At 66.9% G+C, this 12,187-nt stretch carries 14 protein-coding genes; 6 read left to right on the top strand and 8 right to left on the bottom strand.

Annotated features, from left to right (window positions below; genetic code table 11):
• Window positions 1–14: 14 nt before the first annotated feature.
• The 6 genes from petA to C507_RS0115405 all read left to right on the top strand — a co-directional run bounded on the left by petA (window position 15) and on the right by C507_RS0115405 (window position 5,762).
• On the top strand, window positions 15–566 hold the full coding sequence (gene petA, locus C507_RS0115380; protein WP_425386859.1) for a ubiquinol-cytochrome c reductase iron-sulfur subunit: 552 nt from the start codon (window positions 15–17) through the stop codon (window positions 564–566).
• A 21-nt stretch (window positions 567–587) separates the two neighbouring features.
• Window positions 588–1,865, top strand: a complete 1,278-nt coding sequence (locus tag C507_RS0115385; protein ID WP_018700607.1) for a cytochrome b — start codon at window positions 588–590, stop codon at window positions 1,863–1,865.
• Between the two features lie 31 nt (window positions 1,866–1,896).
• Window positions 1,897–2,745, top strand: coding sequence for a cytochrome c1 (locus C507_RS0115390; protein WP_018700608.1), 849 nt, complete (start codon window positions 1,897–1,899; stop codon window positions 2,743–2,745).
• Between the two features lie 227 nt (window positions 2,746–2,972).
• Window positions 2,973–3,929 (top strand): TRAP transporter substrate-binding protein DctP, encoded by a 957-nt coding sequence (gene dctP / locus C507_RS0115395; RefSeq protein WP_018700609.1) that lies wholly within the window; start codon window positions 2,973–2,975, stop codon window positions 3,927–3,929.
• Window positions 3,930–3,972: 43 nt separating this feature from the next.
• Window positions 3,973–4,443 carry a TRAP transporter small permease gene (locus tag C507_RS0115400; protein WP_040401279.1) on the top strand — a complete coding sequence of 157 codons (471 nt, stop codon included), beginning with the start codon at window positions 3,973–3,975 and terminating at the stop codon, window positions 4,441–4,443.
• Window positions 4,444–4,445: 2 nt separating this feature from the next.
• Window positions 4,446–5,762, top strand: a complete 1,317-nt coding sequence (locus tag C507_RS0115405; RefSeq protein WP_018700611.1) for a TRAP transporter large permease — start codon at window positions 4,446–4,448, stop codon at window positions 5,760–5,762.
• 138 nt (window positions 5,763–5,900) lie between these two features.
• On the opposite strand, the gene C507_RS0115410 is transcribed toward C507_RS0115405, so the two are convergent.
• The 8 genes from C507_RS0115410 to yihA form a co-directional block, all read right to left on the bottom strand.
• Window positions 5,901–6,491 carry a hypothetical protein gene (locus C507_RS0115410; protein ID WP_018700612.1) on the bottom strand — a complete coding sequence of 197 codons (591 nt, stop codon included), beginning with the start codon at window positions 6,489–6,491 and terminating at the stop codon, window positions 5,901–5,903.
• Window positions 6,491–7,702: a succinyl-diaminopimelate desuccinylase gene (gene dapE, locus C507_RS21625; protein WP_425386857.1), complete on the bottom strand. Its 1,212-nt coding sequence runs from the start codon at window positions 7,700–7,702 to the stop codon at window positions 6,491–6,493. The genes C507_RS0115410 and dapE overlap by 1 nt, the downstream gene beginning before the upstream one ends.
• 8 nt (window positions 7,703–7,710) lie before the next feature.
• Complete coding sequence (locus C507_RS21630; protein WP_169508978.1) at window positions 7,711–8,097, bottom strand: DUF805 domain-containing protein; 387 nt, start codon at window positions 8,095–8,097, stop codon at window positions 7,711–7,713.
• A gap of 164 nt (window positions 8,098–8,261) precedes the next feature.
• Window positions 8,262–8,750 (bottom strand): DUF805 domain-containing protein, encoded by a 489-nt coding sequence (locus C507_RS0115425; RefSeq protein ID WP_018700615.1) that lies wholly within the window; start codon window positions 8,748–8,750, stop codon window positions 8,262–8,264.
• A 28-nt stretch (window positions 8,751–8,778) separates the two neighbouring features.
• On the bottom strand, window positions 8,779–9,633 hold the full coding sequence (dapD, locus tag C507_RS0115430) for a 2,3,4,5-tetrahydropyridine-2,6-dicarboxylate N-succinyltransferase (protein ID WP_018700616.1): 855 nt from the start codon (window positions 9,631–9,633) through the stop codon (window positions 8,779–8,781).
• A 109-nt stretch (window positions 9,634–9,742) separates the two neighbouring features.
• Complete coding sequence (locus C507_RS0115435) at window positions 9,743–10,507, bottom strand: pyrimidine 5'-nucleotidase (protein WP_018700617.1); 765 nt, start codon at window positions 10,505–10,507, stop codon at window positions 9,743–9,745.
• A 34-nt stretch (window positions 10,508–10,541) separates the two neighbouring features.
• Window positions 10,542–11,447 (bottom strand): acetylglutamate kinase, encoded by a 906-nt coding sequence (argB, locus tag C507_RS0115440; RefSeq protein ID WP_018700618.1) that lies wholly within the window; start codon window positions 11,445–11,447, stop codon window positions 10,542–10,544.
• Between the two features lie 96 nt (window positions 11,448–11,543).
• Window positions 11,544–12,161: a ribosome biogenesis GTP-binding protein YihA/YsxC gene (gene yihA / locus C507_RS0115445; protein ID WP_018700619.1), complete on the bottom strand. Its 618-nt coding sequence runs from the start codon at window positions 12,159–12,161 to the stop codon at window positions 11,544–11,546.
• Between the last annotated feature and the right edge of the window lie 26 nt (window positions 12,162–12,187).

A 12,187-nucleotide genomic window follows, 5' to 3' on the forward strand; every position in this document is an offset into this window, starting at 1 on the left:
CGACCTTGGCGAGCATGGATTCGTCGGAACCGACACGTCGCGACTTTATGTACCTGGCGACAGGCGCCTTTGGTGCAGTCGGAGTCGCGGCTGTTGCGTGGCCGTTCATTGACCAGATGAACCCGGACGCCGCCGCCCTCGCGCTGGCCACCACCGAGGTGGACGTGTCGTCGATGGCGCCGGGTCAGTCGATCACCGTGAGCTGGCGCGGCAAGCCGGTCTTCATCCGGTACCGGACCGAGAAGGAAATCACCGAGGCGAAGGACGTTCCCCTCGGCGACCTCAAGGATCCGATCGCGCGCAACGAGAACCTTCCCTCCGACGCGCCCGCGACCGACGCGAACCGCGCGGCCGAGGGCAAGGAGCCGTGGCTCGTGATGGTCGGCATCTGCACCCATCTGGGTTGCGTCCCCATCGGCGAGGCGGGTGAGTACGACGGCTGGTTCTGCCCCTGTCACGGCTCGTCCTACGACACCGCCGGCCGCATCCGCAAAGGTCCCGCTCCGGAGAACCTGCTGGTGCCCACCTACGCATTCACCGCCGATACCGTCATCCGGATCGGCTGACGGCGGGAAGGAACGGTATCGATGTCCGGACACTCGACCTATCAGCCCCAGGGCAAGCTCGCGAAGTGGATTGATTCGCGCCTGCCTATCCTGACCCTCATGAACGCGCAGGCGATCGACTTCCCGACGCCGCGCAACCTGAACTACTTCTGGACCTTCGGCGCCATCCTCATGATGATGCTGGTGGTGCAGATCATCACCGGCATCGTGCTGGCGATGCACTACACGGCCAACACCGAGCTCGCCTTCGCGTCGGTCGAGAAGATCATGCGCGACGTGAACTTCGGCTGGCTGCTGCGCTACATGCACGCCAACGGCGCGTCGATGTTCTTCATCGCCGTCTACATCCACATCTTCCGCGGTCTCTACTACGGCTCCTACAAGGCGCCGCGCGAGATCCTCTGGATGCTGGGCGTGGTGATCTTCCTCCTCATGATGGCCACCGCCTTCATGGGTTACGTGCTGCCCTGGGGCCAGATGTCCTTCTGGGGCGCCACCGTGATCACCAACCTGTTCTCGGCAATCCCGCTGGTGGGCGAGAGCATCGTGCAGTGGCTGTGGGGCGGCTTCTCCGTCGCCAACCCGACGCTGAACCGCTTCTTCGCGCTGCACTACCTGCTGCCGTTCATGATCGTCGGCGTGGTGATCCTGCACATCTGGGCGCTCCACGTTCCCGGCAACAACAACCCGACCGGCGTGTCGGTGAAGTCGGGGCAGGACACGGTTCCGTTCCACCCGTACATCACCGTCAAGGACATGTTCGCGATGGTGGTGTTCCTCCTGTTCTTCGGGTGGTTCCTCTTCTACATCCCGAACTACATGGGTCACGCGGACAACTACATCCCGGCCGACCCGCTGGTGACGCCGGCGCACATCGTCCCGGAATGGTACTTCCTGCCGTTCTACGCGATCCTGCGCGCCGTGCCGTCCAAGCTCGGCGGCGTGATCGCCATGTTCGGCGCCATCGCCATCCTGTTCTTCCTGCCCTGGCTGGACACCTCGAAGGTCCGCTCCGGCGCCTTCCGGCCGCTGTTCCGCCAGTTCTTCTGGGTCTTCGCCATCGTGTGCGTCTTCCTGGGATGGCTCGGAGCGCAGCCGGCGGAAGGCATCTACGTGGTGCTGGCCCGGATCGCGATGGCCTACTACTTCGCCTACTTCATCATCATCCTGCCGGTGCTCGGCCTCGTCGAGCGCACCAAGCCGCTTCCCGCCTCGATCACCGAATCGGTGCTCGGGAAGAAGTCGGGCGGCGGCGCCCAGCCGGCCGGATCGACGGCCGCACCGCAGGACAAGGGGTGAGCCGGGAATGCTTGTGACACGGAAGAAACCGATGATCGTTCGGCTCAGCCTGGCGCTTGCTGCCGGCCTCGCCGGCGCCCTGATGATGGGCGCCGGGACACCGGCCACCGCCGCCGGTGGCGAAGCTCCGCACATTCCGCGCGAGGACTGGAGCTTCTCCGGCCCGTTCGGCAGCTACGACCCGGGCCAGCTGCAGCGCGGCTTCAAGGTCTACCAGCAGGTCTGCGCCGCCTGTCACTCCCTGGAGTTCGTGGCGATCCGCACCCTGGCCTCGCCGAGCGGTCCGTACTTCTCGGACGCCGCGGTGAAGGTGATCGCGTCGGAGTACACCGTCGAGGACGGTCCGGACGACAGCGGCGAGATGTTCGAGCGGGAAGCGCGTCCGTCCGACCACTTCCCCGCGCCCTTCCCGAACCAGCAGGCGGCCCGTGCGGCCAATGGCGGCGCTTACCCGCCGGACCTGTCGCTGATCGCGAAGGCGCGTGCCGCCCATGCCGGCTTCCCGACCTTCGTGTTCGATGCGCTGACCCAGTACCAGGAAGCGGGCCCGGACTATCTCCACGCGCTCCTCACCCACTACGAGGAGCCGCCGGAGGACGTCACCCTGGCGCCGGGCATGTACTACAACACCGCCTTCCTCTCCGGTAACCAGATCGCGATGCCGCCGCCGCTCTCCGACGGGCTCGTCGAGTACAGCGACGGCGCCCCGGAGACCGTCGACCAGTACTCGCGCGACGTGTCCGCCTTCCTGATGTGGGCAGCGGAGCCGAAGCTGGAGGCACGCAAGCAGACGGGCATGCGGGTCATGCTCTTCCTGCTGGTCTTCGCCGGTCTGCTCTACTTCACGAAGCGCAAGATCTGGAGCAACGTCGAGCATTAGGCCCGGCAACGCACCACCCGAAACTGCCGAACGCGCCCGGAGCACTCCGGGCGCGTTTTTTGTTGGCCACGGGTCGGGCGGCAGGCTCAAAAAGATGCAGAAAAATGCAAATGCATGCATTTCCCTCGAAACAGATCAATTCTAAGATGGAATTATAACGCCACATCGGATCCCGCCCGCCGCGTGCCGGCAGAAGAGCGGGACCGACACGCCACGGGAGGACCCCTATGAAACGCACTTCGCTCTGCCTCGCCCTTCTCATCGGCACGCCCCTCGGCGCCTCAGCCGAGGAAGTTACCCTGCGCGGCGCCAGCGCCTTCGCCGCCGGCACGACCTTCGACCGCCCCTTCAAGGCGTTCGTCGACTGGATCAACGAGAACGGCGAAGGCGTGCTGCAGATCAACGTGGTGGGCGGACCGGAAGCCGTGCCGCCGTTCGAGGTCGGCAATGCCGTGTCCTCCGGCGTCGTCGACATCGCCAACGTGACCGCCGCCTTCTATACGAACCTGCTCCCCGAGGGCGACGCGCTCAAGCTGGCCACCAACACCATCCAGGAACAGCGCGCGAACGGCTGCTACGACCTGATCGACGGGCTCCACCAGGACGCGATGAACGTGAAATATCTCGGCCGCACCGGCGACGGGATTCCGTTCCATCTCTACCTGACGAAGCCGGTCGAGGGCGCCGATCTCAGCGGCCTCACCATCCGGACGACGCCGGTCTACCAGGCGATGTTCGATTCGCTCGGCGCCAACCTCGTGCGCACCGCGCCGGGCGAGGTCTACACCGCGCTGGAGCGCGGCACGATCGACGGATATGGCTGGCCGGCCCAGGGCGTCCTGGATCTCGGCTGGGACGAGCAGACCAAGTACCGTGTCGATCCGGGCTTCTATCAGGTGGATGTCGACCTGATCATGAATCTCGACGCCTGGAACAATCTCGGCGACGAACAGAAGAACCTGCTTCAGCGCGGCATCGAGTGGATCGAGGCGAAGAATGCCGAGAACACCGACATCAACGCCAGCGAGCGGGACAAGCAGGCCGAGGCCGGCATCGAAACGATCAGCCTCGATGGGGCCGAGCGCGAGAAGTGGCTGACCGCCGCCCAGGAGGAAGGCTGGAAGGCGATCTCGGCCGTCAATGCCGAGAACGCCGAGAAGCTGCGCGCCTGCCTGACCGACTGATCCGGCCGGCATGCGCCTGTTTTCCTCTGCCCTGCAATCGCTGATGAACGCTCTCGCCCTCGTGGCGGGAGCGATCTTCGCTGCAATCGCCGTGGCCATCGCCGTCAATGTCGGACTGCGGGCCGTTGACGGGCCGCAGATCCGCGGCCTCGTCGACCTGATCGAAGCCGGCATGGTGGCTGCGACCTTCCTCGGCGCTCCCTGGGTTCTGTCCAAGAACGCCCATGTCACCGTGGACATCTTTACGACGCAGCTGTCGCCCGACCGGCGCCGCCAGCTCGGTCGCATCGTGTGCCTCGTCGGCATGACCGTGTCGGCGGTGCTGTTCTGGAGCGCGCTGCAGGCGGTTCTCGTCAGTTTCGGACGCGGCTCCATGGTGCGCGGCATCCTGGTCTATCCGGAGTGGTGGCCACTGATGGCTCCGACGGTCTCCGGCGCCCTGCTTGCGCTGGAGTTCGCCCGGCGCGCCATCGAGGGCACCGACACCGCAGACAGACAGGCGAGCGGGCTCTGATCATGGACTGGTCCACAACGCTCCTGCTGATGCTTGGCGGGCTCGTCGCGCTGCTCGCCGTCGGGCTGCCCGTGGCGTTTGCCTTCATCGCCGTTAACATCGCCGGCGCCTTCTTCATCCTTGGCGGAGAGAACGGGCTCATCCAGATGGCCCGCAACGCCACCCAGTCCATCTCCAACTTCTCCCTCGCCCCCATCCCGCTGTTTATCCTGATGGGCGAGATCCTGTTCCAGACCAAGGTGGCGCACCGGGCCATCGACGCCATCGAACGGGTGGTCACCCGCGTGCCCGGCCGGCTTTCGGTGGTCACGGTGTTCGGCGGCACGATCTTCGCGGCGCTGTCCGGCTCGACCATCGCCAACACGGCGATGCTCGGCTCCACGCTGCTCCCATCGATGCTGAAACGCGGCTATCACCCGACGCTGGCCATGGGTCCGATCATGGCGTCGGGCGCCATCGCCATGCTGATCCCCCCGTCCGCGCTCGCCGTTCTGCTCGGCTCGCTGGCCGGGATCTCCATCGCCGGGCTGTTGGTGGCCGGCATCTTCCCCGCCATCATCCTGTCGGCGCTGTGCGTTCTGGCAATCGCCGGCGCGGCAACGATCCGGCCCGACCTCGCCCCCCAGGACGACCAGCCGCGGATGAGCCTCCGCGAGCGCTGGACACCGTTCCTTGTCTACGTGGCACCGCTGTCCGGAATCTTCATCGTGGTCATCGGCAGCCTGCTCACGGGTCTCGCCACCCCGACGGAATCGGCCGCCCTCGGCTGCGTCGCAGCCATCATCGCCGGCCTCGCCTACCGCTCGGTCACGCTGCCGGCGCTGGCGACCGCGCTGATGGAGACGGTGAAGCTCTCGGTGATGATCCTGTTCATCATCGCGGCGAGCCAGACCTTCAGCCAGATCCTCTCCTTCTCAGGCGCCACCGGGGGACTGATCCGGCTGATCCAGGGCTTCGACCTCTCCGCCCTGCACATCCTGATCGGGATGATCGTGATCCTCCTGTTCCTCGGCTGCTTCATCGACCAGATCAGCATGCTGATGGTGACGATCCCGGTGTTCATCCCGCTGGCGAAGTCGGTGGGGATCGACGAACTGGTGCTGGGCGTCGTCTATCTCCTGACCATGGAGATCGCGCTCTTGACGCCGCCCTTCGGGCTGCTGCTGTTCGTCATGCAGGGGGTGGCGCCACCGGCCATCCGGATGCGCCAGATCTACGCGGCCGTGACGCCGTTCCTGATCATCAAGCTGGTCGTCCTGGCACTGGTCGTCGCCGTCCCGGCGCTGGGAACATGGCTGCCGGCGCAACTCGGGCGCTGAAGCGCTTTCAGGAAAAGTGCTCTTGCGATTTTCCGACCGGAAACGCGCAAGCAAAGAGCGCTTCCGGGAAAAGTGGAAACGGGCCGTCCGTCCCGACATGCGACGGACAGAACCCCGCCGTCATCGGCGGCCTCTGGCTCAGAATCCCGCGAGCCGGTTGACCAGTTCGCCGAGCACCAGGCTCAGGAGAAGGTCGAAGAGCACCACCCCGATCGACATCGCGACGGTCGTCTGCAGCGCGATGCGGACCACGAGATAGAGGTAGCGGATGACCACGACCGCCACCGCGAGGAACAGGATCGCTGCGAGTTCCTGTCCGATCAGCCCCGAGGCGAACAGCACCGAGGGCAGGATCGACAGCGACATGGCAACCGGGCTGGTCCAGTTGCGCGCGACGACGAAGGGCACATAGCGAGCGGCCAGCCCGAGCGGGCGCGCCAGCGCCGCCAGCACGACCGGAAAGGCCAGGAGATCAACGGCCAGGCCGACGAACTTCCAGCCGAAGAACCAGACGTAGGGAAAGCCGTCGATCGGGGCACCGTCGATCTGCAGCAGACGGACCTCGGCCAGCACCGAAACGGCGTAGAGGGGTGCCAGCAGAAAGATCACGCCGAACGACCGGAAGAAGCCGTCGACCGTCGTGTCGAGCGCCTGCATGCCCTCCGGACGGTTCAGGAACAGCGCACATGCGCCGACGAGCGAGCGCTGGATCTCGTCACGACGCAGCATCACGCCTCGTCGGTCTCGGCATCCGCCGCCAGGGTCGCGGCGATGAAGGCGCGGTAGATTTCCGTGAGGGCCTCGAGATCGGCCAGCGGCACGCGCTCGTCCACCTGGTGCATGGTGTCACCGACGAGGCCGAATTCGATCACCGGACAATAGGCCTGGATGTAGCGGGCATCCGAGGTGCCGCCGGTGGTGGAGAGTTCCGGCTCGCGCCCCGTCACGGCCTGCACGGCGGCGGAAAGCCGTTCCGCCAACGCCGCGTCACGGGTGAGAAACGATTCCGACGCCTTCTCCCAGGCGACCGCGACCTCGATGCCCTCCGGCCGCGCGCTCTCGATGCGGGACAGGAGCTCGTCCTTCAGGGACGCAGACGTCCAGCGGTCGGAAAAGCGCACGTTGAAGCGAATCTCGGCGGCCGCCGGGATCACGTTGAAGGCCATGTTGCCGGTGTCGATGGACACCACCTGGAGGCTCGTCGGCTGGAAGGCCTCGCTGCCGTGGTCAAGCGGCGTGCCCTGCAGCGCATCGGCTATCGCGACCACCGCCTGCATCGGGTTGAGGGCCCGGTGCGGATAGGCCGCGTGGCCCTGGCGGCCCTCGATGCGGAGCGTGCCGGACAGCGAGCCGCGGCGGCCGATCTTGGCCATGTCACCCAGGGTCTCGACATTGGTGGGCTCTCCGACCAGGGCGGCATCGAAGCGCATGCCCTGCTCGTGACACCAGGCGAGCAGCTTCTCCGTGCCGTTGATCGACGGCCCTTCCTCGTCACCGGTGAGAAGCAGCGTGACGGAGCCGCGCGTCGGGACGCCCTCGGCCCTGAGGCGCGCCACGGCCGCCACGAAGGCCGCGACACCACCCTTCATGTCCACCGCGCCCCGCCCGTAGAGAAGCCCCTCGTCGATATCGGCGGAGAAGGGGTGATGGGTCCACAGCGCACCCGAGCCGGGGGGCACCACATCGGTGTGTCCGGCCAGCATCAGGTGCGGCGCGCCTTCGCCGAGGGTTGCGACGAGGTTGTCCACGTCCGGCGTGCCCTCGTCGGAGAAGCGCACCCGCTTGGTCGAAAAGCCCAGCGGCTGCAGGACGGCCTCCAGCAGCGTCAGCGCCCCGCCCTCCTCCGGTGTCACGCTCGGACAGGCGATCAGGGCGCGCGCCACCTCGACCGGGTCGCCGGCGGTCGGCAGGTTGGACGGGCGATCGGCGGAAGCGGGCACGGCGGCGCTCACGGCTTGCGGGTGTTGGGGGCCGGGCCGAAGGCGTTCGGCCCCTTGTCGCCCGGGATCAGGCCCAGCACGACAAAGACGACGAGGTTGAGGACCGGAACGAACAGCAGAACGGCCAGCCAACCGGACAGGCCGCGATCGTGCAATCGCTTCACGGCCAGGGCCAGTTCGCTCCACAGCGCGACGACGAGGATCATCAGAAAGCCGAGATTGACCATCACCGGATCGTCGCCCTGGGGTCGGAACGGCGTCAGCATGACGCTGGCCAGTAGGGTGACGAACAGGAACCCCAGCCAGAACGGCTCGCGCGAGATCCGTCCGTCGAAGCCGAACGCCACCCACAAGACCGAGGGATCCTTGCGTACCGGACGCCGTGTCTGGTTCATCATCCTGCCTCTTGCGCCCGCGGGCGCACTGGTCCTTCAAAGTCGCCCGCACGCGAGCGCAACGAACTATGGACACCGAATTGCGATCCGGCACCGTCGTCCGGTCGTTGGTTCTGTCGCGATTCCGGACGGCGAACCGGTGTCCACTTCGCCTGGAAACGCTTTTAGAGCCCGACCACCCGCGTCGGCTGCTCGGTTTCGTCCGGCGACGCAACCGGCTTGCGCCGCCCCGGCCAGAGCAGGCCGAGAAGCAGAAACAGCGCCATCAATCCACCCGCGCCCGCAAGGATGGGCATGCGCTCCGGCGTCAGCAGGCCGCAGGCGCCCAGCTCCGGCAGTCGAAGCGCCACGATGGCTCCCATAGCCGCAAGCGCCGGAAGGGCCGCCAGCCATCCCGGCCACCCCATGTCGGCGAACCGCTTCGCCCCGACGGCGACCAACATCACCGCTGCGATCAGCACCATCAGGCCCAGCGCGGCGAAGTAGATCCGCCCCATCAGCGCCTGATGATCCATGCCGCAGAAGGCACCCTGGGGGATGCGGAACACGATTGCAGTCGCCGCGCCATAGATTGCGACGGCAACCACCCCGCCCAGGAAGCCGCGGCGGCTCAGGCGTCCGGATCCCGACAGCAGAAGGTTTTCCAGATCCACTGCCGGGCTCCCCGCCTCGCCCCGCCGACTACGACCGGAGCAGCTCGTTGATGGACGTCTTGGAGCGGGTACGCTCGTCGACGCGCTTGACGATAACGGCGCAGGCCAGCGACGGACCCGGCTCGCCGCTCGGCAGCGGCTTGCCCGGGAGCGCGCCCGGCACCACCACGGAGTAGGCCGGCACATGGCCGACGAAGGTCTCGCCCGTCTCCCGGTCGACGATCTTGGTGGAGGCGCCGATGAAGACGCCCATGGAGATCACCGCGCCTTCCCCGATGAACGCCCCTTCGGCGACCTCGGAGCGCGCGCCGATGAAGCAATTGTCCTCGATGACCACCGGGCCGGCCTGCAGCGGCTCCAGCACGCCGCCGATGCCGACACCGCCGGAGATGTGGCAGTTCTCGCCGATCTGGGCGCAGCTGCCCACCGTCGCCCAGGTGTCGATCATCGTGCCGGCGCCGACATAGGCGCCGAGATTGACGAAAGACGGCATCAGCACGACGCCCGGCGCGATGTGGGCGGAGCGGCGCACGATGGCACCCGGCACGGCGCGGAAACCGGCCTGCTCGAAGTCGATGGCGCCCCAGCCCTGGAACTTCGAGGGCACCTTGTCCCACCAGGTGGAGCCGCCGGGGCCGCCCGGAATAGCGCTCATCGGGTTGAGGCGGAAGGACAGCAGGACCGCCTTCTTCAGCCACTGATTGACCGTCCAGGTGCCGTCCACCTTCTCCGCGACGCGCGCCTCGCCCCGGTCGAGCAGGCCAAGTGCCGCCTCGACGGCCTCGCGCACTTCGCCGCCGGTATCGGCGCCGACGGAGGCCCGGTTCTCGAAGGCCTCGTCGACGATCGAGGCGAGTTTCTCGGGCGAGGCGGCAAGCGTCATCGAATTCTCCAATCGGTCAGGATCCCGCAGGACCGCGACGGCCCGGAACCGGGTCGCCGCTGGCGGTGCGGGAGGATCGCGGCGGACGATAGCTGCGGAAACGGACGAGTCAACGCTGGTTCAATCCCGCGGACCCGGTGTCGCGCCCCAGCAGCCGCTCCAGGAAGTCGGCAAGATGGTCCGTGACGAAATCGATGTGGGGTGCGGTCCGGCCTTCCAGCTCCCAGCTCTCCCGGAAGACTTCGCGTGTCCCCTCCGGTACCACCAGCACCGTCCGCATGCCGAGCCGCGCCGGCACTTCCAAATTCCGCGACAGATCCTCGAACATCGCCGCGTGCGCCGGCGTCAGCCCATGCTTCTCCAGGAAGCGGGCATAGGTCGCCTGTTCCGGCTTGGGCAGGAGATCGGCGGCGACGATATCGAAAATGTCCTCGAAATGGTCGGTTATGCCGAGGCGTCCGGCCACCTTCTCGGCATGACTGCGGGCGCCGTTGGTCATGATGAAGCGCCGGCCCGGCAAGGCCGCGATGGCCTCGCCGAGGCGCGGATCCGGATCGAGGTGCGAGTGGTCGATGTCGTGGACGTATTCCAGGAATTCGTCGGTGGCGATCTCGTGCTCGATCATCAGGCCGCGCAGCGTGGTGCCGTAGCGCCGATAATAGTCCTTCTGGATGACCTGCGCCTCGTCGGCTTCGATATCCAGGAGGCGTTGCACGTAGTCGCGGATGCGCTCGTCCACCTGCCCGAACAGGTTCGAGTGGGCCGGGTAGAGCGTGTTGTCGAGATCGAACACCCAGGTGTCGACGTGATCGAACGCCTTCGCCAGGGGCGTGTCGGACCCGGCCTGCGGGCCGGCGTCGCCTTCGGTGCGCACGATGGACCGTCCTAAGCGTTGGCCGCGCGGAAACTCACGGCGTCATCAGGGTGCCGGCGCCGCGCTCGGTGAAGAGCTCCAGCAGCACCGCGTGGGGCAGCTTGCCGTTCAGGATCACGACGCCCTTCACGCCCCGCTCCAGCGCTTCGATACAGGTTTCCACCTTGGGGATCATGCCGCCGGTGATGGTGCCCTCGATGATCATCCGGCGGGCATCGGACACGGTCAGCTCCTTGATGAGCCGGCCGTTGGCGTCCAGCACACCCGCCACGTCGGTCAGGAACAAGAGGCGCGAGGCGTTCAGCGACCCGGCGATGGCACCGGCGAAGGTGTCGGCATTGACGTTGTAGGTCTCGCCGTCGTCACCGGGCGCCACCGGCGCGATCACCGGAATGATCTCGCTCTGGGCGAGCATGTCGAGGACCTCGCGGCGCACCTCCTTGGGCTCGCCCACGAAGCCGAGATCGACGACCTTCTCGATGTTGGAATCGGGATCGATGACGGTGCGCTTCACCCGCTCCGCGGTGACCATGCGGCCGTCCTTGCCGCACAGGCCGACGGCGCGGCCGCCGGCGCCGTTGATGGCGCGCACGATCTCCTTGTTGATGGAGCCGGCCAGCACCATCTCGACCACCTCGACGGTGGCGCGGTCGGTCACGCGCAGCCCGCCGCGAAATTCCGAGCGGATGCCGAGTCGGTCCAGCATGGCGCCGATCTGCGGGCCGCCGCCATGCACCACCACCGGGTTGATCCCGGCAAGCTTCATGAGCGTGACGTCCTCGGCGAAGGCCTTGGCCAGCGACGGATCGCCCATGGCGTGGCCGCCATATTTCACGACGATGGTGCGCTCGTCGTAGCGCAGCATGAAGGGAAGCGCCTCGGCGATCACCCGCGCCCGCGACAGGTCTGCTTCGTCGGTCTCCGTGTCAGCCGTCGTCATCGCACTGTTCCTGCTTCCCACATCCGGTTGGCCTCTATAGCCGCCGCAGCGGCCCGGCTCAATCGGTGTCCGGCCCTCGTGGGCCAAACCGTCCGCTCAGCCCTCGGCGAAGGTGGCGATTTCGGCCCGCAGCTCGTCGATCCCGGCGCGGGTAACCGAGGAAGTCGCGATGACGGTGGGGTGCGCCGCCGGGCGCTTGCGGATCTTCTCCATCGTCTCCTCGATCAGCGTTTCGAGCTGCTTCGGGCCGATCTTGTCCGCCTTGGTCAACACGATGAGATAGGAGACGGCGGCCTGGTCGAGAGAGGTCATGACCTCCTCGTCGATAGTCTTCAGGCCGTGCCGGGCGTCGATCAGGAGATAGACGCGGCGCAGGCTCTGGCGGCCGCGGAGGAAGTCGAACACCAGCCGTGTCCACGCCTCCACCGCCTTCTTCGGCGCGGAGGCATAGCCGTAGCCCGGCATGTCGACGATGACGAGCGGCGCCTGGTCGGTGACGAAGAAATTCAGTTCCTGGGTCCGACCCGGCGTGTTGGACGTGCGTGCCAGGCTCTTCTGCCCGACCAGCGCATTGAGCAGGCTAGACTTGCCGACATTGGAGCGGCCGGCAAAGGCCACCTCGACACGCGCGCCATCCGGCAGGTCGTCCATGGACCGCGCGCCCCGGAGGAAGTCCCAGGGGCGCTTGAAGAGGGTGTCCGGTCTGTCGCTCACGCGTGGTTCACCCCCGGAACCGGCTT

This window comes from Amorphus coralli DSM 19760, assembly GCF_000374525.1.
Lineage (GTDB): Bacteria > Pseudomonadota > Alphaproteobacteria > Rhizobiales > Amorphaceae > Amorphus > Amorphus coralli.